Here is a 21,997-nt window from a genome sequence, read left to right as displayed (position 1 = left end):
AGAGTAAAAATAATGAAAAAGACACTAGTTAGCCTTGCGCTGGCAGCTGTGATGGCATCACCTGCTTTTGCTAACCAACCTGTACAGCTTTCAGTACCAGGCAACAACCTACCTGACGGCAATGTTCACGGTTTCCGCGCTTCTCTTCTATACGGACAGACTCCATCTGTTACTGGTTTCCAGCTACCTATGCTTGGTCTTGCTGAATCTCAGACTTTCAAAGGTTTGAGCTTCGGTATCCTATTCGGCGCTAACCGTGTAACTGGCAACTCTACAGGTGTTAAGTTCGGTCTAGCTAACTGGAACGACAACACGGCAGCAGGTGCTGATTTTGGTTTTGCCAACTACACTGGCAGCCAGTTCACTGGTCTTCAGTTTGGCGCGCTTAACTACGCAGGTAGCCTTAACGGCCTACAGCTTGGCTTCATCAACGCCACTGACCGCATCGAAAAAGGTGTCCAGATTGGTCTGATCAACTACGACAAATCTGGTACTTTCGTCAGCAAAGATATCCCAGTATTCCCAATTATTAACGCCCGTTTCTAATAACAGTCGTTAATAGTCCAGCAAGACTGGTAATTATAGTCTGGAGCACCATCTCCAGACTTTTTTCCTTCCCTCACATACGTTAACCACGCATATCAGCTAAGCGCTATATTGAATAATTGCTGACTAAACATCCAACTAAGCCACGAGTAAGGAACTCCTTACCCGACTAAAGAGTCTTATACTTAATAGAAATGAAACCTGAGGCTCAGCATGTTCAAACAATTGCGTACAATTTTCCGCCAAGTGATGAATGAAGGCACCGATGGCGGCGCTGTCGATACCCCAACTCTCCACCTTTCCATGGCATGCTTGCTTTGTGAAGTTTCAAATGCCGATCACAGTGATGACCCAAGAGAAATCCAAGCTAAGCGCCACCAGCTCGTTCACTTGCTAGATATCAGTGAAGAGAATGCCGACGCACTATTGGAAAAAGCGCTTCTACAAAGTAAATCATCTGTCTCGCTGTATGATTTCACCAGTAAACTCCGCTCATTAGAACCCGAGCAACGCTTCGAACTCATTGAAGCCATGTGGCAAGTTGCCTACGCCGATGGTGTTCTAGACCCGATGGAAGAAGCGGTGATCCGCCAAGTTGCTGAGCTTATTTATGTCGACCACTCAGAGTACATCCGGGCAAAATTAGCCGTGCAGAATAGCTTGGGACAAAGCTGATAAGACAAAACACCTTCTGAAAGCTCACAAGCATTAATAAGCAATTAATGACAAGGCAAAGTCAAATTTGTATTATTATATTTCAAATGTTTTTCTGATAATTCTTAGTGTGAACAAATGAAAACAATTTTATGTTTTGGTGATTCCAATACTTGGGGCTGCTCTCCTGATCTACCGCGCCGTTACAACACAGATGAACGCTGGACTATGCTACTCCAGTCGTACCTAACACCAGATTACCGAATTATTGAAGAAGGCCAGAATAGCCGTACCACAGTGCTAGATGACCCTTATGAGCCAGGAAAAAAAGGACTCGATTACCTACTGCCTTGCTTAGAAAGTCATCACCCTGACCTCGTCGTCATCTTGTTGGGTACAAATGACCTAAAATCTCGCTTCAATCTCACTGCCAGCGATATCTCCAAAGGTGCTGCGCGATTAGTTCAGGTTGTGCAGAACTTTAAGCACGGATTTATGCCAAAAGCACCAGAGGTATTGTTAGTTTCACCTGCCCATGTATACGAAGTAGATCCATTAAAAGAAGGCTTTACCAACGCTGAGGCAAAGTCTAAAGAGCTTGCTCATTACTATGAATTACGAGCAAAGGAATTAGATTGCCATTTTCTAGATGCAGCTAACTTTATCACGCCGTGTGAGCGTGAAGGCATTCATTGGCAAGTTGACCAGCATAAGAAATTTGCTGAAAAGTTAGCAGAGATCATACCTACTCTACTGCCAGCAACATAAGTTAGCATGTAAAGAACTTAAGGTAAGAAGAACACAATATCATTGTAGAGTTTCTTAGCTTAAACTCGCAATAGAGCCAGAAGTTAGAAATATCTGACTTCTGGCTCTATTGCACTATCTGCGTGGATTATCCACATGAATATAGCTATCACCTTGACGTTTATAGTAAAAGTTATCAACGATCGCATAACTTACTCCAGAAATAACCGCAAATGTTGCGATCTTAGGTAAACTATTTCGATGATAATGTTTATGTGATGGAGCCGATCTTTTATTAACAACAACGACCTTTGTCGGCGTTTTCTTTGCTGGAGCCTTCACAACGGTAACCTTATTGCTTTTATTGTTAGGGTTGTGGTTATATTTTTTTGCTTCAACTCCCGAGGACATGCCCAAGCCAAATACAATCACAATGGCTGTGACAATAGATTTCACTGTATAAGGATTCAAGACACTTCTTTCAGCATACGGATATAAATTCATATCAGACCTCTTTTCTGTTATGAACACTGTACATTAATTTATTTAAAATAACGTTTTTTTAGGTAAAGTAATGTCAACCTCTATGTTTTACTAAGTCAGTCACTACGGACTGACTCAAGCAATTGAATATGACAAACAGTGTCAATATTCATTCAAATCTATCTTAATGCTCATTTTTTGCTAAATTCTCAGTCATCAACCCAGTAATTCGCTCAAATTCTTCCAGTTCCTTTTGAGAGATCCCTCTCATCATCTTGTCATTCATCTTTGAATCGATAGTCTCAAGCTGCGCCAAGATCGCCATTCCTTCGCTGGTAACCAACAAACGTTGGCTTCGCTTATCTTCGGGATTCGGCACTTTCTCAATTAAGCTTTGCTTAATCAGTTCATTGAGCAAACGCGTTACCTGTGCTTTGTCCCGGTTTAAGAATTGGGCAATATCAATCGCGGTACATGATTGTTTTTTATTGATAATTTTTAGTACGCGAAGGTGCATTGGCGTAATGTTCAAATTCAGTTGCTCGATATGCTCATGCATGTGGCGTTTAAGCATATGGACTAACTGAAACAAACTTTCGAGTGACTTTGACTCTGACATCCGGTGTTCCTCAAATAAAAATATAGTTGACATTATCAACTAAACCACTATAGTTGACATTATCAACTTAATTGAGCGAAATTTCAAGACTGGAGAATCTCGATGACTGCAGAAACAACGATGACAGCCCCATTCCCCAATCAAATGAAAACCCCATTGATCTACAAGGTACTGGTTGTGCTAGGCATGATGACCCTAATGGGTGGCACATTGACTGGTGTGATGACATATATGAACGTCGGTTACACCGAAACATTCCTTGCCGACTGGTTCAGCTCATTCCTGAAAACAGTATTAGTCATGATGCCGTTTGGTTTGGTGATGATGACTTTAGTCACCAAGCTGATAGGCAAATTGATGCCCAATTCCAGTGAGAAAAGACGAAATCTGGTAGTGGGCCTGAATATGGCTGTGGTGATGGAATCCATGATGGCCTTCACCACTACCGCTAACAACATCGGTTTTGATGATATGGCGCTTTTTACAAGTAGTTGGTTGCAGGGTTTTATTGCCGCTCTGCCTGTTGGCTTGGCCTTGATCACCATTATCTCAATGACTATTAAGCCTAAGGTTGAACGCTTTCTAAAAAGCTAACCCCAAATCTTCAAATTGATATAACGACTTAACCGACTAAAACACCGGAGCTAAATATGAAACACAACTACCGTATTACTATCGAACGAACCAATGAAGACAATGCTGCCACTATGCAGTTCGAGTTTGAAGATCGTGAAGATATGTTTGCCATTGTCGATGCTATCAAGCACGGCAGCGGATTGGATGAAAACGACTCGACCCGTCTTGGGGTTGCTCTGCGTCTGCTTGGCCCAATGATGATGAAGGATCGCAAACATCCATTGTTTGCAGAATTCTTCCCGCATTTCGGCACATTCATGAAAGGTTTGAAAGCTAAACTGAAAAACAAAAGCTAACGTTATTCGGTGAAAAAACCAGAGCTGCCCTTGTCTTTATATCCAAGCAAGACAGGCAGCTTCAGGTTTATATGGGACATCTAGTTACGCTTTCAAGTGAGCTGTATTAGCTCTAACTAGATCTGACTCTCTCGAATCAAAGCATGTAAACCTTCAAAACAGCCGCTGTACTTCAATGAATTAGCTTGCTTCGAAATGTCTTTGGCAGACATCGGCGCGGTTTCCACTGCATCGAAAACTTGCCCCATGACACCTTCTAGATACTCGTCGCTGATATCCGCTAAGCGCACTGGGTAACGTTTTCCGACGCTTACCTTGGCTTTGAAATAGGTATGCTTACCCTGCAATTGCTCAACATTTACATCAAAACCCAATAGCTTCATTGCACACACATTTTCATGCCAATTAAACTGCATTCCGTCCTCCCTAAAAGATGGAGCAACCTTTATTACCTAACGGTACTGATCGCTTTTATATCCTCCACCATTAATTGCACGTCAATGTGACAATCATATTGAGCTTTAATGGAGGAAATAGGAAAGCAGTCGTAATAGATTTTGCTAGCGCACATCGATGGTTCGGCTGGCCTTGCGATACTGTACCTTCCAACCTTGCCAACGTGGAAGTTCCCAACGTTTTGGGTCAGCCTTGCGATTACCACTCTCATGGATAGCCAGCACCAATTTGCGCGGTATGTGATATTCGATTCGCAGTGTCAGATCGGTCAAGGCTACCTTGTAGGGAAACGCTTGATCAAAATCTGCTCGCTCCCACTCCGGAATGCCATCAAAAATGAAATCATCCGTCGTGAATAGTTCGAAATCTTCGGCTGATTCCACCCCTAACGCTTCAATCTGTTCGCCCAACCATTCACGGACATCGACAGCCTCAGCAGCACGAGTGCAAACATCCGCCTGATAGTTGCCCAAGGCTAAATACAAGTTCCACTGGTGGATATCAGCTGTGATTTTTTCACCAAGCCCAGGCAATATTGAGCCATTGAGGATCATATCGATATATGTGTCATGGGCGGAGGCACCCTGCGGTGCCACCCACTCAGAATAGATCACACGCCCGGCATAAACCCTTTGCTTTTCAACCAAGCAGCCTTGCTCACCGACTTGTGTTTCGCCATAAGCCTCATCGCCCATCTCAAGCTGGTTCATCAACGCAAGGGAAACTGGGGCCATACAGGTGGCCAATACTAAATTCTGCTTCACTCCTTTGCCCGGTAGAGCAAACTGATCAAAAACAACCGCGGCCTCAGCACTTTCTGGGTACCGGCTATCACGACCAATGCTGACTTCACTATACCCGTTACCCAATGCTTGCCGACGCTTTTGCCTTCGAACAAATACAAGCTCGGGAGCGGCTTTCATTACCGCCTGTAGCCATGAATCCCTTTTCACCGACGAAGCCACTTCCAGAGCCGGTAAGCCAAGTGCTTCGCGCATTTGTCCTGATAGCATCCGCGCCTCTGCCAGCACCTCTTTATCGAAAGTCAGCCATTCGGGTTCACTGCCGCGAAGTAACTTAATAAGCGCCATCGCGTCACAATGTTTAGTCTCCCACTGTGCCAACTTTTCACGCGCTTCCTCGCCGGATGGCATTTGCCATATACGCTGATATACGCTCAGCGATGCCGCCAAATCGACCATTGCCTCACGGCTAGCTTTATCCGTCATTGCGGTGATCAGATGAGCAAACAAAGTATCTATCGGCAAGGGATACAGAATTTGACCATGCTCGGTCGCATTGCCCTCATCATCAATCGCCTGCATTTGCAGAAGTTTCTCTTTGGCAATCAATAAAGACTTTTCGGGTAAGGTATCAACAAAGTCCAAGGTATCTAGCGGAAAACCACAACAGGCAGCTGCCAGCATAGGTTCAACCAGTTCTTCGCGGTGCATTTCCGGTGGCGTGATCAACTCCAGCGGCGCAGCCTTACCAAATAACCTTACACAGGTGCCATCGGTAACACGTCCTGCCCGACCTTTGCGCTGCTCGGCACTGGCTTTTGAAATAGCATGCAAACCGAGTACTGTTCGACCATTGCGCTGGTGTGTCCTGCGCTCCAATCCGGTATCAACAATCAAGGTAACGCCAGGAATAGTCAGCGAGGTTTCCGCAACATTGGTCGCCAAAATAATACGCTGCTTATCACTTTCAGTCAGTGCGCGGTGGCGCTCATCATCACTTACAGAGGCATGCAAAGTGATGATATCTAGGACTCCAAGGTCAACTTGCTCCCTCAAAGCCTGTTTTAGCGTTGATAAGCATTGAGCGATTTCTTTTCGGCCCGGCAAGAAAACCAAAATATCCTGATGGTTCTCATACCTTGTGAGCACCGCCTCTTTGACTTTATTCTCGATATGCCGGATATCAGGCATGTTGCGGCTATCTGAAGCGAGATGCTCGACAGCCACCTGAAAATTACGCCCTTTGGCATTAAGGCATTCACCCTGAAGGTAAGAGGCTAAACGTTCACTATCAAGCGTTGCCGATGTCACTACTAGTTTGTGGGTATCCTTTTGCTTAAGCATCGCCAGCAACAGATCCGTATCCCAGCGGCGTTCGTGAAATTCATCAATGATGATGGTGGCAAAACCCGCGAGGCCATCTTCACTCAACCACCGCAATGCCACGCCCGGAGTCACAAAAACGACTTGGGAGTTATCAGAGTACGTATTTTCAAACCGGATAGCATAACCTATCGATTCACCAACACTTTCGTTCCTCTCGCTGGCGACAAACTCAGCCAAAGAACGGCACGCGACTCGCCTTGGTTCAACAACAAGCACCCTTCCCTGCTCTGCCGCCCAAGCGGGTAAACGGGTCGATTTACCCGAACCGGTTTCGGCAGAAACAACAAGGTGGGTGTGGGAAAGACGTTCGAGGAACTGGTCTTTAAGCGAATCAATAGGTAGAGAGATAGACATAGCAAAGGTTTTGCATCAACAACATACCCGCTATTGTGGCAAGTTTTACAGACCATGTCATGGCTAAGTTGTCCTGACGTGTAGTTGCAGGATACGGGTTGCCTCTTGCTTGACCATGGTGTTCTTGCGCCACTTCCAATAGAGTTCTCGTGCCTTGCGGCCACTGTGCTCGATAGCCACAATGGGCTCAGGATAGTCTTCACCCAAAACCAGTTGATACATTTGCTGCTCCATCGGTGTCAGTTGCCATGGTTGATGGATAAGTTCGTTGGGCAGCATGCTAATTTCAGGCACCCAGTGACGGATAAAGCAGCCCTCAGGATCATGCTCCTGCGATTGTTTAACCGGGTTATAAATTCGTATGGTATTTATACCCGTTACGCCGGCTTGCATTTGAAACTGCGGGTAATGAATACCCGGTTCGAAATCGAGGAACAAGGAAGCTAAATGTTCAACGCCATTGCGCCAATCAACCATCAAATGGTGGCAAAGAAAACTAACCAGCATTGCCCGCATACGAAAATTAATATAACCGGTTTGGAGCAGGCAACGCATGCACGCATCAACCAAGGGATAACCGGTTGTTCCGGTTTTCCATGCATGCAATTTCGAGCTGATATCTTGCTCATAAGGAAATGTCTGGTAGCCCCGATTGATCGGCCTTTGTTCCATGTCTATTTCAGACTCGAACTTTTGGATAAAGTGACAATGCCAATGAAGACGTGAAGCAAAGGCAGCTAGGGAACGTCGCCAGCCTGGCTTTTTCCAGTTAGCCAATACAGCCTGATAGACTTGCCGGAGGCTTAGATTCCCCCATGCAAGGTAAGGCGAAAGCCGAGAGCAACTGTCAACGCTTTTTGAAGGCGAGGAAATACCAAAGGCGTAACCCTTACCTCGAGAATCGAAAAAGCTATCCATTATATGGTGTGCGGAAATCTCGCCGCCAGCTTGCATGCTAGGGTTTGTATTTATCCAATGCTCAGGTGGTGTGTAAGGTGGTAAGTGTGTATCTGTCACAAAGGATAAAGTGTCGAGGCTTGGGTTTTCCAGCGGCGCTCTCATATACTGTTTCCAATGTTTGTCCCATCCGTTTCGGGAAGTAGCACCACGTATAACGGCACCCGTTGGGGACTCCAACCATTGTATACCCTGTTGGGAGCACCAGTTCGCAACTTCGCGGTCCCTGTCAAAAGTACATTGCAACCCTATTTCTTGGTGGCTGCGTACACACTGGATATTGAATTGCTCTTTGAGGGTTTGGAAAACTGAAGTTGCCTCACCCCTAACAGTCACAACCTTGCCACCGTATGGGACAAGTTGATCATTGAGCTGTTCGAGTGACTGCTGGACAAATCGCCAATGACGCTCACTGTAATGGGCATTGTCGAGCAGCATGGGTTCAAAAATGTAGAGTAGCAGGCAAGGGAAATCACTGTTGCAGGATGCCTGTTGCAATGGAGCGTGATCTTGCAGTCGCAGGTCTCTTTTTAGCCAGACAATTTGAATTGAAGGTTTGTCCATTGCGCTCTCCTTTGTTTGAAAAGACAACGCAATAGACAAAAGAAAAGATCATTCAAATCAGCAATTAGCCCAATTTTTCCGCCAGTTCAAGACACAGCTTTCTGAGCGTCTCGACATCTTCTCGCTGCATACTCGACTTCGCCTCCAATTGCGCCTTCAAGTCTTTCGCTTTATCACGCAACAAACGCCCTTTGTCAGTCAGTGATATAACCTTTTTCCGTTCATCTTCAACGGACACTTTACGGGTTAACAGCGCTTTTGCCTCAAGCCGCTTTACGATCGGAGTTAATGTGCCCGAGTCAAGCTGAGTGTCATTAGAGACTTCCTTCAAGCTGACACCGTCGTTGTACCAAAGCGACTGCATCACGATATATTGCGGATAGGTTAAATCAAACTCATCCAGCAAAGGACGATAGGCCCTCACCAGCGCATTTGACGCGGTATACAAGGCAAAACACACATTGTCAGAAAGCTTCTGGGCCATACTAAGATCCGAGTTAATCCATCTGTATTGTTCAATTCTGTTGCGATGATAGCAGATTCAACGAGGATCAAAATACATTGCGCGCAAATTATTTTCTCGCAAAGCTATTGCAAGTTACCAAATCAATCATTAAGTTAATAGGCAAATAGTTTGCGCGCTAACCTTTTTTGCATAAAGTATTTATGAGAACAGCTGATAAGGATTGATAATGAACAGCCAACAAGTCCACCTTGCATCACGCCCACAAGGTACACCTTCTAAAGATAACTTCGAACTTGTCACTGTGGCTCTGCCGGAGCTGAAAGAGGGAGAGCTACTGGTTCAAAATACCTGGATGTCTGTCGACCCATACATGCGAGGTCGCATGATTGATCGCAAGAGCTACATCCCTCCTTTCCAAATTGGCGAAGTGTTAGAAGGCGGTGCTATCGGCGAAGTCACCCAAACCAATAACCCAGACTTCCCTGTCGGCAGTAAAGTCAGCAGCATGCTGGGGTGGCGCAGCCACTTTGTCAGCGACGGCACCGGGCTGACTTTATTGCCAACTACCCCACTTCCAGAGCAAACATTCCTCGGAATCATGGGAATGCCGGGTATGACGGCATGGACAGGTTTATTCCGTATTGCCGACCTGCAGCCTTCTGATACTGTATTTGTCTCAGCAGCTTCAGGGGCTGTCGGCAGCATTGCCTGCCAGATCGCCAAAATGCATGGCTGTACCGTTATCGGGTCGGTTGGTTCGCAAGAAAAAGCGGATTACCTACTTTCACTGGGTGTGGATGCGGTCATCAACTACAAAGAAACAGAAGACCTGACCCAAGCTCTGGCTGAAGTGGCACCTCAAGGCATTGATGTCTACTTCGAAAATGTTGGCGGTGAGCACTTGGAAGCAGCCCTTAATAATATGAATGACTATGGCCGCATTGCCGTATGCGGTTTGATCTCGCAATACAATGCCACTGAGCCACAACCGGGGCCAAGCAACATGGCAATGTTGATCATCAAAAAACTCAAGATGCAGGGCTTTATCGTGTTCGATCACTGGGCACATTATGGTGAATATGCACAGCAAATGGGTCAATGGATTGCCGAAGGCAAAATAAAATACGAAGAGACGGTTTACCAAGGCATTGATCAGGCGGCAGACGCTTTCATCGGTCTATTCGAAGGTAAAAACAAAGGCAAAATGCTCGTTAAGCTTTGATTCTTGCATAGCTTGGATGCTTACATTGCTTGGATACTTACGTAGAGTAATTAAATTAGCCACCAGCCAGTTCTAACATGGCTGGTGGCCAGTACCGCGTTAAAACCATACTTTGTTGATGGATAAATATCCCACCTCACCCAAAACAATCGCCTTCTAGTCACAATCTTTCATAAACCATTGACATTCAGCTGTAACTCCCTAGCCTTACATCACCTTTTGAATTTTTCAGGCAATTGTCATCATGAGCCGCAAAGAGATTTTTAACCCTGAGCTTTGGGAAGAGGTTCCAGGGTTCGACTTTGAAGATATCACTTACCACCGTGCCAAAGACCAAGGTACAGTGCGTGTCGCATTCAACCGCCCGGACTGCCTTAACGCCTTCCGACCAAAAACTGTCGATGAGCTTTACACGGCACTAGACCATGCACGCCAGTGGTCAGATGTTGGCTGTGTATTCATTACAGGTAACGGCCCTTCTGAAAAAGGCCAGTGGTCATTCTCATCAGGCGGTGACCAGCGCATTCGCGGTAAAGACGGTTACAAGTACGAAGGTGAAGAAGCCGGCAAAGCTGACGTTGCCCGTATGGGTCGCCTGCACATCCTTGAAGTCCAGCGCTTGATCCGCTTTATGCCTAAAGTAGTGATTGCCGTTGTTCCTGGCTGGGCAGTTGGTGGTGGCCATAGCCTTCACGTTGTCTGTGACCTGACACTGGCATCGAAAGAACATGCAATCTTCAAGCAGACTGATCCTGATGTTGCTTCATTTGATTCAGGCTACGGCTCAGCTTACCTTGCTAAAATGATTGGCCAAAAGCGTGCCCGTGAAATATTCTTCTGCGGCTTCAACTACAGTGCCCAGGAAGCTTACGAAATGGGTATGGTCAACAAGGTGGTTGATCACTTCGAACTCGAAGAAGAAGCACTACGCTGGGCTAAAGAGATCAACAGCAAGTCACCAACGGCTATGCGCATGCTGAAATACGGTTTCAACCTGCCAGATGACGGTTTGGTCGGCCAGCAGCTATTTGCCGGCGAAGCAACGCGACTTGCTTACGGTACAGATGAAGCCCAAGAAGGCCGTGACGCGTTCTTGGAAAAACGTGACCAGGACTTCAGCAAGTTCCCTTGGCACTACTAATTGTCGATTAGTCAGTTAAACGCAAAAACGCGACCTCAAGGGTCGCGTTTTCTTATCTAATCACTGTTGGTTGTTACAGGTATATACCCAACAACACAAGCAAAATAGTAATGACACTAGGCGCAGTCAATCGAAGTGTCCATTTAATACATGTCTTCATCCCCACCCCACAACTTATTGATGTCAGAACGGTTGTTTGCCATCCCGCATCCATAAAATATGTGGTTTTGCATCGTCAAAGAAGGTCATTTGACGACAATTCGTCCATGAGAATCAGCCTAGGAATGGCTACAACGATTGCACTAAATACCCATTGCGGCCCCGTGACTTAACCTCATACATGCAGTTATCTGCACTATCTAAGTAATGCTCGGCAGGGTAATGCTCTGTACTGGCATATATCCCACCAATACTGACACTCACACACTCACGTAGCGGGTGTTGTAAGGCCAGTGCCCTGACAGCTTCACACGCTTGCTTTGCCTTATTTTCAAGGTCTTGTTGAGTTATTCCAGTCAGCATCACGACTATCTCCTCGCCACCATACCTTGCAATAACATCACTTTTTCTTTTAAAGACATTGCGCATAGCTTGTGAAACTTTTTTCAAATACTCATCACCTTTGACATGACCGTAGACATCATTCACCTGCTTGAAATGATCAATATCGATAAGCAAAACGCCAAGCGGTAATGGATAGCTACGCTGATTCAGCAACGCCATTTGCTGCTGGAGGTAACGCCTATTGTGTAACCCTGTAACTTCATCAACATATGAATAGCCATTGAGAATGACATTTCTTGCTGCTATTTCCCTGTTATGGATAATGGCTGTTGCCATCCATGACTTTTTCTTTTGCTCATGATTGTAATCCCGAACAAAACTTCGATAGTTGTTTATTGAAATGTAATTCAACCAAATAAACATTGCAGCCAATGAGAAGTAATAATTTGCATATAGCACCATGTCGGCGTGGAAGATTTCAACCATCATATTTGATTGAAAAATATAGATACTGTAAACAAACAACGAAAATAACGGTGAGAATACCAGTAGTTTGGCAATCAAAGTAATCATCATCAAACTGATAATAGATATATCCGAGAACATCGAAATAGATAAGGTATTTATTGTCGCAACAATACTTACTATCATGAGTATACAGGCTTTATGGTACACAACTGATTGCCCTGAAAAGTTACCTAGTATCAGTAAACTCAGACCCAGAACTGGAAAGCCATAGAGAAAAAGGTACTTTACATGTACTCTTTCTATATCTTTGTCGATAATAAGGCTTTCATCCAACCAATAACCTGTCACCTGGGACAATATTATTGATATAACCACGACAGCAATAATGGCCTGAGAAAGATACCTTCCATTATGCTGCTTTATATGTTGTTGTAATTGCATATTTCTATCAAAAATAAAAAAAAGCCCTTACATCAGAAACATAAAGGCAAATCCCTAGCATATTGGTTATTATTGACCGTCATTAGAAAAATAGAATTCGAGAACTGAATTCAATCCCTCTCTCTGCCGACCCATTTATTATATCTATTGCACAATTATCTTTGGAATTACCGTTATTCCAATGAGAGACTACGTTAATCTGCTTTCATTTCGTCTAAGATTAATGGATAATCCAATCCATGGAATAACAAAAATTATCGATTTATGAATGATTTGAATGCGCTCCATGTTTTTCTTGCTTTAATGCAAACCCACTCAACGACTCGGGCCGCCCAAAAACTCGGTCGGTCACAATCCTACGTATCAAAAGTATTGGCGCAACTTCGTGAAGATCTCGATGATCCCCTCTTTGTCCGAACCGCTGAAGGGTTATCTCCCACCAGTTATGCCATGAGCATTGAGCCAAGGCTGCGTACAGCTTTAGACCAGGTGAATATTGCCTTAGAGCCTGAAGAATTTGATCCCAAATTACTCGACAAAATTACCCTGCATATTATCGAGCCATACCTGATTACCATCGGCAAAGATATTATTGATGCCATCCGCAAGGAAACCGACGCCGTTATCGATATCCGGCAATGGAGTCCGCTCAGCGAGACCATGATTCAGGAAGAGATCGTCGATATTGGTATCCATATCTTGAACAACAAGCCTCAAACGTTACACCAAAAACCACTTTTCAAAGGACGGGCACATTTCGAAGGTAACACTAAAGGTGAATACGTTAAGTACATTATTTCGGGGGTCAATGAGTATGAGAACCGTTATGAGATGATGGACCCTTCAATAAAGGCTAAAATTTTCACAGATAATCATATTCTTACTACGCAGTTAATGGATACCTGCTACACACTCCGTTATGCACCAGATAAAGATCAACAAACCGATTACGATATCGACCTGACCGTCGCTATCATCACCAAGGCATCACGAAGACAATCAGAAAAAATCCAGTGGCTGACTAAACTGCTGGTGCCACTGATCGAAACCTTTGAAGGCTATTGAGTTACCTTCTGGCACACTATTCCTGTAGGAATTTCGACTATCATCAAAGTCACTATCATCACTCATATAATCCTTTTATTCATTTTCAAATTTAGAAATATATGTGATGAGCCACTCCCAAAAAGTCAAACTACTTGCACAACAGCACCTAAAGCAAGTTCGAAAATCGGTACTAACAAGACATGAGAGAAATAAACAAAAAGCCAAATCATCATGATTTGGCTTTTTAATTTGAAAGTGATTAGTTTAATTTAATAGGTAAAACTCACACCCAAAAAGTGAATTCGGCTATCGAATGTACCGTCTAGCTGTGGAAGCCTTCGCTGGATATCCACCTCTCCCAGATCGGCGTACTCATAGAACATATCGATAGTTACATCATTCCATTGGGTTGCAGCACCTACTGAATAACGATATTGCTCGCCAACAGGCACATCTACCCACTGTTTAGTTGGGTCATCTTGCGGTGATGTCTCGTAAGAAAAGCCCGCTTTTACCCGCCATTGGCTATTTAGCTGATAATCGGCACCGAAGGCAAACTTCCACACATCATCCCAGTCCCTCACAATGGTCGCTGGTCCATCTTCAAAACCAAATCCAAAATCCATCACTGTGTTATCCCACTCACTCCACTGGTGCCACTGTACTGATGCCAAAAGGTCTAATTGTGGATTAACAGCATAGCTGACACTGATATCAGCAATAGCAGGAACAGTAATATCAGTTTGAAGGCTGTTAAAGAGACCATCATCTCGAGGCCCAGTAACACGGGTACCGAATTCATGCTCGAGTTTAGTTCGGTAGCTAGCGCCGATTGCTAGTCGCTCATCATGTTGGTACATCACACCGAAGTTGGCACCAAATGCCCAGTCGGTATCTTTATCGATATCAAGTAAGCTTGTCGATTGTTCCAATGAGGCCCAGCTTAACTGCACCCCAGCGCCAACCGACCATTGCGGGTTGATTTGATAACTAATTGCAGGGTTTATCTGCATCGCTGTAAGTGTAATTTCATCAAGTGCGGCCCTTCCCGCCCACTCAGTGCCATAAGATAGGCTCGAACCACCTACAGCCCCAAGGGCAATACCCACATGCAAATTATCGGTGACCTGGCGGGCATGGAATGCACCGGCAGATGGCAATACCGAGTGCGCTTTACCGTCACCGTTATCGCCGTTGTCCCGATATTTCATTTCGAGATCAAATCCAAGCAAGTTAAATGTGGTTAAGCTCTCGCCCATCCCGCTCATCGTTGCTGGGTTTACCCACATAGCGGCGGCTGAGCCGGTATAAACCCCATCTCCCGCACCTGCTGTACCCGCATTTGCTGTTACTGCTTCCTGCAGGAATATACCACTCGCTTGAACAGGCAATGCCAATACCGACGCCACTGCCATTGCTAATTTTAATGGTCGCATTTGCTCCCTCTTTATTATTTTATTAATTATGGGGCATATCAGCCCCGTTTAGATTTTAGTTCGTCGATAACAAAGGCGGGGGCGACTTTGGCCAATGATTCCAAACATGAGTCAGCCTTGAGATTGCCATGCCTCACGTAAATGTCACAGACGGCATATAACTGCTCAGGGGCACCGGAAATTTCATAGGCTTTTTCAAATGAGGCCGTAGCTTGATCCACATTGAAAGCCTCTTGAAGCACTCCATTCAAATACCAAAAGTAGCTGTTATCCGGAGACAATTCGGTGGCCTTTTCCATCGCATCGGCAGCCTGTTTCTTCTCTTCGAGCCTGACCAGAGTCAATGCCTGGGAGTAAAACAGGTTTGCTTCGTCCGGCAGTACTTTTTGTGCCTGTAGCAAAACCTTGTTGGCTTGATGGTCTTCCCCTTGAGCCCGGTAGTTGTCTGCTAATCCCAGCCAAATTTGCGGATTTTGCTTATCGCCATCGAGCAAAGCGTTGTAGGTTCGGTTTGCATCATCAAACTGCTGATACCAGCGGTATACATCGGCCAACAGCAATTGGGATGATGGATCGGATTTGCCTTTAAGGTATTTGAACAAACCATTTGCAGGCTTTCCCATATCTGCCTGCTGTTCTGGAGTCATCTCCGCGTAATTGCGAATCAAATTTATTGTTGCAGCCAAGCGAACATGCTGATCACTGTCTTTTAGCAGCGGCGATAGCATACGCCAGCGATTAGCAAACTGATAAGGCTCAGCCGCAACCACTGCCGCTTCCCGTACTCGTGGGTTTTCATCTTGAAGACTACGGGCCACCGCCACCAGGCTATTCTGGTTCGGGTATCTTGCTAATTGACGCAAAGCATCAGCACGCCTTTCATCATTTTGGTTACGATCTTGAGCAATCATTACCCATTGCTGGATCTGCTTTGCTTGTCGTTGTTGCTGTGGGTTAAGTTGCTCTGCACTATCAAGTGTTGGCGCCGCATCTTGTGCATATGAAGGCATCGCTATTATCAAAACCGCTAATGACACCCCCAATACCAACTCAAATGCTCTCTTCATCATTGTCTGACTCCAAATTAGAACCGAGTTGGGAAATACGGCTGGCGTGGGGACATTTTCGGCATTGAGATATTCAACCTAGCATCAGAATACTTGCCGTGGGCAACTGGATGGCCAGTGGTCCGTAAAATAAGAGCCATTGCTTTGTCAGCATGGGAGAAAAACTTCTTCCAGCCCGCACAAAGATAGTTGAGGCCGGGCTCGCCTTCTTTGGTGCGGATAAAGCGATTCTTCGGGCACTCACCAAAACAGGCAAATTTATAGTCACACTGCTGGCATTGACTTGTTAATGAACGTGATTTAGCAAAGCCAAACTTTTGTTGCGCTTCTGAATACGCCATTTCATCGAGTTTTTGGTGATGGATGTTGCCCACTCGATAATCAGGGTACACATAATGGTCACAGGTAAAGACATCACCATTTGGTTCCATCGCCAACCCTTTGCCGCAGATCTCGCCTAGGGTGCAAAGTGGGTTCTTACGTCCCATCCAAGTTTCAACACTGGCTTCAAAGTACTGCACAAAGACTTTGCCGATATCGTGCTGAACCCATTCGTCAAATACTGCAATCAAGAAGTCACCCCACCCTTCGGCAGACACACACCAGGGTTCGACAACTGAGTTTTTGTGCCAAGGGTTCAAACGCTTATCACCTTGGCGTAATTGCTCATGAGGATTCCATTTCTGTGGTGCGGTAGTACGGAATGTCTTCTGCTCGACGATAGGAATAAACTGGATCTGTGGCGATCTCACTTCGTCTCTCAAGAAGCGGTACACTTCTAGCGGGTTCTTGCTAGTCAGGTTATTTACACATGTCAGGGTGGCAAAATTCACATTGTGCTTGTGGAGTAGCTCAACGGCAGCCATGACTTGTTTGAAAGTACCTCGCCCTGCACGGTTGGTACGGTAAGCATTGTGAAGCATTTCGGGACCATCGATGCTTAGCCCGACTAGGAAATTGTTCTCTGCTAGAAATTCACACCATTCATCATTGAGCAAGGTGCCGTTGGTTTGCAGATCGTTTGAAATAATCACACCTGCAGGCTTGTACTTCTTTTGTAGCTCAACCACCTTTCTGAAGTAACCAACACCAAGCATGGTCGGCTCACCGCCCTGCCAAGAAAAGATGATCTCAGGCGTATTCTGGCCTTCGATATATTGGCGAATATAGGTTTCCAAGGTGTCCTCGTCCATCACCGGAGAGCACCCTTTTTTATATTCCAGCAGATCCTGCTTACTCAGATAATAGCAATAGGTACAATCGATATTGCACGCCGCACCAATGGGTTTTGCCATCACATGTAATCGCTTCGATGCCTTGCCGTTATGTTGCGGGCCCTGAGTAATCAGCATATTCCACCTACTTATAAACAATTAAGTAAGCCAATAATAAAGCGTGCTACACCTAGGTGCTTGTTATACCCCTTATAACCTTTTGGTATGGCAGATTTGCATACAATGTCTCCTCTAGTTCAATCATCTTTTTGTTGATTCACGGAGACTCCTTATGCCATCACCTACCGTTAAGCGAGCTGCATTTATTACAATCTCAGGTCTCACCTTGCTAGCCGCGACAACATGGTTCAACAAGGATCTGTTTGCCAGTGAACCCCATCCTGTGATGAAGCAGATTGAGTCGGATATGGTTTTGGTCGAGGGTGGGTCATTTGAAATGGGCTCAAGCCTAACAGCAGCGAGCAAAGCGGAATCACCGGCCCGGACAGTATCAGTCGATAGCTTTTACATCTCCAAATTCGAAGTAACGCAATCTTTGTTCGAAAGCGTCATGGGCTCTTCAATGAGTTACTTCAGCGATCCCGATGTACCAGTAAATAACCTCAGTTGGCAACAGGCCAATTATTTCATCGAGCAACTCAATACCCTAACGGGTGCCAATTACCGGCTCCCTACCGAAGCCGAATGGGAATTTGCTGCCAAAGGAGGCAACAAGAGCCAAAACTACACCTATAGCGGCTCCAACAATATCGAAGATGTGGCCTGGTATGCAGGAAATGCCAATAACCGTGCCCACCCAGTCGGCCAAAAACAACCTAACGAGCTAGGCCTTTACGATATGACCGGCAACGTTGGCGAGTTTGTGATTGATGCCTACGATGAAGGTTTCTATCGCTATGGTTCAAACGATAACCCGAACAACGCACAAGATACCAACATTGGCCTTGCCCATAAATCGGTCCGTGGTGGCAGCTTTGCCTATGATGAAGATTTATCGGAAAGCTACCGCCGTGACTTCGCCAGCCAAAACATCATCATGGCTGACATGGGGTTACGGTTAGTCAGGGATGCTAATTAATCCCCTATAACGAAAGCATTTATTTTCTCTTCTACACTTCAATTGTTTTCAAAAATAATAATGGAGCCTCTATCAATGAAGATAGCAACAGTACCCCGCTTGTTATGTCTTGGCTTGGGTTTAATCGCATTTAATGCTGTCGCGGCCCCCCAACCGGCGCCTAAATTGGTATTACAGATCACCGTCGATGGACTGCGTGGCGATTTATTGGAGCGATATAAACACAATTTCGGTGATAAGGGTTTCCGCTATTTGATGGACGAAGGTGCATATTACACCAATGCCCATTACCAGCACGGTAATACCGAAACCATTGTCGGCCATGTGTCGCTGGCGACCGGGGCACCGCCAAGTGTGCACGGCATGGTCGGCAACGTTTGGTACGACAGGCAAAAAGAACGCTTGGTTTATAACGTCGAAGATGGCGATTACGCCATGTTGACCCAGGGGGCCGGTGTTAACCAGTCAACAGAAATCGACCCAACCCAAAAAACCGCCAAGCTTGACGGCCGCTCTCCCGTACCTATTCTCTCAACCACGTTTAGTGACGAGTTAGCGATTGCCAGTAATGGCCAATCCAAAATCTATTCCGTTTCGGTCAAAGACCGTGGCGCAATATCATTGGCCGGTCACTCGGGCAAAGCGTTCTGGTTCTCCAAGGCCCAATCGGAATTTGTCACCAGTAATTACTATTATGAGGACTATCCGGCATGGGTAACGGAATGGAATGCCCAAGGCTACCCTACCCGTTACAGCAAGCAAAAATGGGATTTGAGCCTCGAAAGGGATCAGTACACACTGCAGGAAGGTCCGCAAGATCAGAAAGTCGACCTTGCCGGTTTCAAGCGCACTTTCCCGCACCCGTATGGCCCTTCGAGCTTTCAATATTTCAGCACCATGCTGACATTGAGCCCTGCCGGTGACGAACTGACCGCTGATTTTGCCTCGGCACTGCTTGAGCAGGAAAAATTGGGCCAAGGCAACTTCACAGATTATCTGGCCGTCAGCTTTTCATCCAATGACTATGTCATTCACATGTTTGGCCCTTCCAGCCTGGAAGCCGAAGATAATTTGATCCGCCTCGACCAGACACTGGCTACTTTCTTGGGTAATGTCGAAAAGCAAGTTGGCTTAGATAACACTCTTATCGTACTTTCTGCCGATCACGGCGTACCTGAGGCGGCCCCTACGGTCAATGCCCTTGGCTACAACACTGCCAAGTATTTCAACAAGGACACCATCATTAACGAACAATTGGTGAGCAGACTCAACAAAGAATTTGGTCTGGGTGAAGAGGCAATCCGCTTGTACTCCCAGCCGTACATTTACCTGAACCATGAAGTCATCAAGAACAAAGGTGTCTCACTCGAAGCTGTCCAGCGGGCGGTTGCAGAAGAGGTGGAGAAAGTAAAAGGGATAGAACACGCCGTAACCAGCACCGATATCATGCAAAACACCCTACCTGATAGTCGTGTGATGCAACTAGTAAAAAACAATCACCATCCACAGCGGTCTGGCGATATTTACCTAGTATTTACCCCACGTACCTACATCAATGATATGGATGGCCTTACTATTGCGTCTACCCACGGCTCACCTTGGCGATACGATACCCATGTACCGGTCATCTTTGCCGGCAACGGTGTCGAAGCCAATAAAGTCACACGAGAGGTCACCCCATACGATATTGCACCGACCTTATCTAATGCACTAGGCATAACATTGCCAAGTGGCGCAACGGGTCAAGTACTGAAGGAAGTTAGCGCGACAAATTAGTCATATCTTGATGAATCACCATCTTCGATGCACAAAGCAACAATGGTGATGTGCTAAACACCCCTGACAGCTAGCCATAGCTATCAGGGGTAATAGCAAATTTAATCAGTTACACAGCTTAAAATCTGTTCTTCAAGTTTATCGCCCAAAGAATCGGATATCAGCTCGATTCGACTCTCCATGCAATCATCAAGCTCAACTTCTGTAAGCCCATCCGGGGTAAGGTTGTATCCAAATACACCGTCATCGGTGATAAAGACCGCTTTCATCCTTTCTACCGTTAAGCCTACCAGCAGATGAACCAGTTTTTGGCGGCTGAAAACTTTATCCGGTGAAAAACGCCAGCCTACACTGACAAAGCCCTCTCCTTCATTGGTCGCTTTTAGCACACCACTTTCAGGCATTGGCTGTTCAGAAACCAACGGTTTTGAATGACCATGATGGTGATGGTGGGCCGGTTGTTCATTGGCAGCCGTTGGACCTTCAAACTCGCTTAGATCTATATTTCCATGCTGGGCAAAAATCACTTGGGTGTGCGGCTTGCCATGTTGCTCGACATAAGATTGAAGTTGTTCTTTTTCATTAGCTTGGTATAGGTCCACTTTATTACCCACAACAGTATCGGCAATCGCGATTTGCTGGTTGAAGGTATCGTGACCGGTATAGCGGGGATCGGACAATTTACGCGCATCAACCAAGGTTAGCGTTTTTTGCAATGACAGCACGCTTTGGTAATGCTCTGAAGATAGGACCTGCAAAACCTCTTTAGGATGGCCAAGCCCTGTCGGCTCGATAAGCAGTCTGTCAGGTTTTGCTTCAGCTAACAATTGATTGAGTGCAATTTGCATCGGCAAACCCGCTGCACAACACATACAACCGCCGGGGACTTCACGGATAAACACCTGTTGTTGTTGGCTGCGCTGCCCTTCGAACAAACTGCCGTCCACACCAATCTCGCCAAACTCGTTGACCAGTACCGCCCAGCGCTCATTGTCTGGTTTGTGTTTCATCAGATTTAAAATGGCGGATGTTTTACCCACCCCGAGAAAGCCTGTCACGATATTTGTGGGTACAGCAATTATTTGTTCATTTTCAGAGTTCATTTGCAATTCTCCTATAGCCCTGAACAAGGGTATGGTTTGCAGAGACAACAGATTCCGAGAAAGCGGAATACTCTGGTGGGACTTTTGAAATGCTATTTAGGTCAAAATCAGCGCCGATATTTGTCATTGGTGGAACATGGAAGTTCTCTGGCAAATCGAGTCCATCGACAACACAGTTATGGCGGATCACACAGCCTTGTCCAATCACGGTGCTAAATACAACTGAGTTGAACCCGATAAAAACATCATCGCTTACTGTACAAGGGCCATGAATAATCGAGCGGTGGGCAATGGATGATCGCTCACCAATGGTAACGGCAGCGCCCGCCTTTGAATGAATAACAACCCCATCCTGGATGTTGGTATCCCGTTTGATCAATATAGGCTCCATATCACCGTTATCATCGACTTCGTCAGCACGAATAACAGCATAAGGGCCAATAAATACATTATCTTCAATAACGACTTTGCCGCAAATGATGGCAGTTGGGTCAATAAATGCCGTCTCGGAGACAACAGGCAAATGGCCGTTTGGGTTTCTTCTAATCATAATGCGCTCTTTTATTGTTCTT

General features: G+C 45.7%; 21 protein-coding genes and 1 pseudogene. 10 read left to right on the top strand and 12 right to left on the bottom strand.

Annotation, left to right across the window (positions count from 1 at the left end):
- The first annotated feature begins 12 nt into the window (after window positions 1-12).
- The 3 genes from C9J01_RS10210 (at window position 13) to C9J01_RS10200 (ending at window position 1,968) form a co-directional block, all read left to right on the top strand.
- Complete coding sequence (locus C9J01_RS10210; RefSeq protein ID WP_107298044.1) at window positions 13-546, top strand: LA_2272 family surface repeat-containing protein; 534 nt, start codon at window positions 13-15, stop codon at window positions 544-546.
- 213 nt (window positions 547-759) lie between these two features.
- A complete protein-coding gene (locus tag C9J01_RS10205) occupies window positions 760-1,221 on the top strand; it encodes a tellurite resistance TerB family protein (protein ID WP_107298043.1) in 462 nt (153 codons plus the stop codon).
- Between the two features lie 117 nt (window positions 1,222-1,338).
- Window positions 1,339-1,968 (top strand): SGNH/GDSL hydrolase family protein, encoded by a 630-nt coding sequence (locus C9J01_RS10200; protein ID WP_107298042.1) that lies wholly within the window; start codon window positions 1,339-1,341, stop codon window positions 1,966-1,968.
- Window positions 1,969-2,082: 114 nt separating this feature from the next.
- Here the strand turns inward: C9J01_RS10200 and C9J01_RS10195 are convergent, their stop codons facing one another.
- Window positions 2,083-2,451, bottom strand: coding sequence for a VPA0510 family protein (locus C9J01_RS10195; protein ID WP_107298041.1), 369 nt, complete (start codon window positions 2,449-2,451; stop codon window positions 2,083-2,085).
- A 163-nt stretch (window positions 2,452-2,614) separates the two neighbouring features.
- Window positions 2,615-3,049, bottom strand: a complete 435-nt coding sequence (locus tag C9J01_RS10190) for a MarR family winged helix-turn-helix transcriptional regulator (protein ID WP_107298040.1) — start codon at window positions 3,047-3,049, stop codon at window positions 2,615-2,617.
- A gap of 102 nt (window positions 3,050-3,151) precedes the next feature.
- Here C9J01_RS10190 and C9J01_RS10185 point away from each other — a divergent pair, with 102 nt between their 5' ends.
- Both C9J01_RS10185 and C9J01_RS10180 read left to right on the top strand, forming a co-directional pair.
- Complete coding sequence (locus C9J01_RS10185) at window positions 3,152-3,643, top strand: DUF2798 domain-containing protein (RefSeq protein ID WP_107298039.1); 492 nt, start codon at window positions 3,152-3,154, stop codon at window positions 3,641-3,643.
- 56 nt (window positions 3,644-3,699) lie between these two features.
- Window positions 3,700-3,981, top strand: coding sequence for a DUF3861 domain-containing protein (locus C9J01_RS10180; RefSeq protein WP_107298038.1), 282 nt, complete (start codon window positions 3,700-3,702; stop codon window positions 3,979-3,981).
- Between the two features lie 116 nt (window positions 3,982-4,097).
- Here C9J01_RS10180 and C9J01_RS10175 read toward each other — a convergent pair whose 3' ends face one another.
- The 4 genes from C9J01_RS10175 to C9J01_RS10160 form a co-directional block, all read right to left on the bottom strand.
- Window positions 4,098-4,397, bottom strand: coding sequence for a hypothetical protein (locus C9J01_RS10175; protein WP_107298037.1), 300 nt, complete (start codon window positions 4,395-4,397; stop codon window positions 4,098-4,100).
- Between the two features lie 144 nt (window positions 4,398-4,541).
- Window positions 4,542-6,920 carry a helicase-related protein gene (locus tag C9J01_RS10170; RefSeq protein ID WP_107298036.1) on the bottom strand — a complete coding sequence of 793 codons (2,379 nt, stop codon included), beginning with the start codon at window positions 6,918-6,920 and terminating at the stop codon, window positions 4,542-4,544.
- 63 nt (window positions 6,921-6,983) lie between these two features.
- Window positions 6,984-8,441: an FAD-binding domain-containing protein gene (locus C9J01_RS10165; RefSeq protein WP_107298035.1), complete on the bottom strand. Its 1,458-nt coding sequence runs from the start codon at window positions 8,439-8,441 to the stop codon at window positions 6,984-6,986.
- Window positions 8,442-8,505: 64 nt separating this feature from the next.
- On the bottom strand, window positions 8,506-8,925 hold the full coding sequence (locus C9J01_RS10160; RefSeq protein ID WP_107298034.1) for a MarR family winged helix-turn-helix transcriptional regulator: 420 nt from the start codon (window positions 8,923-8,925) through the stop codon (window positions 8,506-8,508).
- Window positions 8,926-9,133: 208 nt separating this feature from the next.
- Between C9J01_RS10160 and C9J01_RS10155 the strand changes: the two genes are divergently transcribed.
- A complete protein-coding gene (locus tag C9J01_RS10155; RefSeq protein WP_107298033.1) occupies window positions 9,134-10,129 on the top strand; it encodes an NADP-dependent oxidoreductase in 996 nt (331 codons plus the stop codon).
- Window positions 10,130-10,373: 244 nt separating this feature from the next.
- Window positions 10,374-11,270, top strand: coding sequence for a 1,4-dihydroxy-2-naphthoyl-CoA synthase (locus C9J01_RS10150; RefSeq protein ID WP_107298032.1), 897 nt, complete (start codon window positions 10,374-10,376; stop codon window positions 11,268-11,270).
- Between the two features lie 288 nt (window positions 11,271-11,558).
- Here the strand turns inward: C9J01_RS10150 and C9J01_RS10145 are convergent, their stop codons facing one another.
- Window positions 11,559-12,683: a GGDEF domain-containing protein gene (locus C9J01_RS10145; protein ID WP_107298031.1), complete on the bottom strand. Its 1,125-nt coding sequence runs from the start codon at window positions 12,681-12,683 to the stop codon at window positions 11,559-11,561.
- Window positions 12,684-12,947: 264 nt separating this feature from the next.
- Between C9J01_RS10145 and C9J01_RS10140 the strand changes: the two genes are divergently transcribed.
- Window positions 12,948-13,748 carry a LysR family transcriptional regulator gene (locus C9J01_RS10140; protein WP_107298030.1) on the top strand — a complete coding sequence of 267 codons (801 nt, stop codon included), beginning with the start codon at window positions 12,948-12,950 and terminating at the stop codon, window positions 13,746-13,748.
- Window positions 13,749-13,999: 251 nt separating this feature from the next.
- On the opposite strand, the gene C9J01_RS10135 is transcribed toward C9J01_RS10140, so the two are convergent.
- From C9J01_RS10135 to C9J01_RS10125, 3 genes are read right to left on the bottom strand one after another with little or no spacing between them, the layout of a single operon-like run.
- Complete coding sequence (locus tag C9J01_RS10135; RefSeq protein WP_107298029.1) at window positions 14,000-15,166, bottom strand: OmpP1/FadL family transporter; 1,167 nt, start codon at window positions 15,164-15,166, stop codon at window positions 14,000-14,002.
- A gap of 38 nt (window positions 15,167-15,204) precedes the next feature.
- Complete coding sequence (locus tag C9J01_RS10130; protein ID WP_201797817.1) at window positions 15,205-16,236, bottom strand: tetratricopeptide repeat protein; 1,032 nt, start codon at window positions 16,234-16,236, stop codon at window positions 15,205-15,207.
- Between the two features lie 14 nt (window positions 16,237-16,250).
- Complete coding sequence (locus tag C9J01_RS10125; RefSeq protein ID WP_107298028.1) at window positions 16,251-17,585, bottom strand: anaerobic sulfatase maturase; 1,335 nt, start codon at window positions 17,583-17,585, stop codon at window positions 16,251-16,253.
- 259 nt (window positions 17,586-17,844) lie between these two features.
- Here C9J01_RS10125 and C9J01_RS10120 point away from each other — a divergent pair.
- Together C9J01_RS10120 and C9J01_RS10115 are read left to right on the top strand one after the other, a co-directional pair.
- Window positions 17,845-18,546, top strand: a pseudogene (locus C9J01_RS10120) (formylglycine-generating enzyme family protein); the annotation flags it as partial.
- Window positions 18,547-18,621: 75 nt separating this feature from the next.
- Complete coding sequence (locus tag C9J01_RS10115) at window positions 18,622-20,322, top strand: alkaline phosphatase family protein (RefSeq protein ID WP_107298026.1); 1,701 nt, start codon at window positions 18,622-18,624, stop codon at window positions 20,320-20,322.
- Window positions 20,323-20,423: 101 nt separating this feature from the next.
- Here the strand turns inward: C9J01_RS10115 and C9J01_RS10110 are convergent, their stop codons facing one another.
- Window positions 20,424-21,425, bottom strand: a complete 1,002-nt coding sequence (locus C9J01_RS10110) for a CobW family GTP-binding protein (protein WP_107298025.1) — start codon at window positions 21,423-21,425, stop codon at window positions 20,424-20,426.
- Window positions 21,415-21,975, bottom strand: coding sequence for a DapH/DapD/GlmU-related protein (locus C9J01_RS10105; RefSeq protein WP_107298024.1), 561 nt, complete (start codon window positions 21,973-21,975; stop codon window positions 21,415-21,417). The genes C9J01_RS10110 and C9J01_RS10105 overlap by 11 nt, the downstream gene beginning before the upstream one ends.
- Window positions 21,976-21,997 lie beyond the last annotated feature (22 nt).

Origin of the sequence: Photobacterium rosenbergii (assembly GCF_003026455.1) — a bacterium.
GTDB classification, from domain to species: Bacteria; Pseudomonadota; Gammaproteobacteria; order Enterobacterales; family Vibrionaceae; genus Photobacterium; species Photobacterium rosenbergii.
This window is presented reverse-complemented; position numbering and strand designations above follow the sequence as displayed.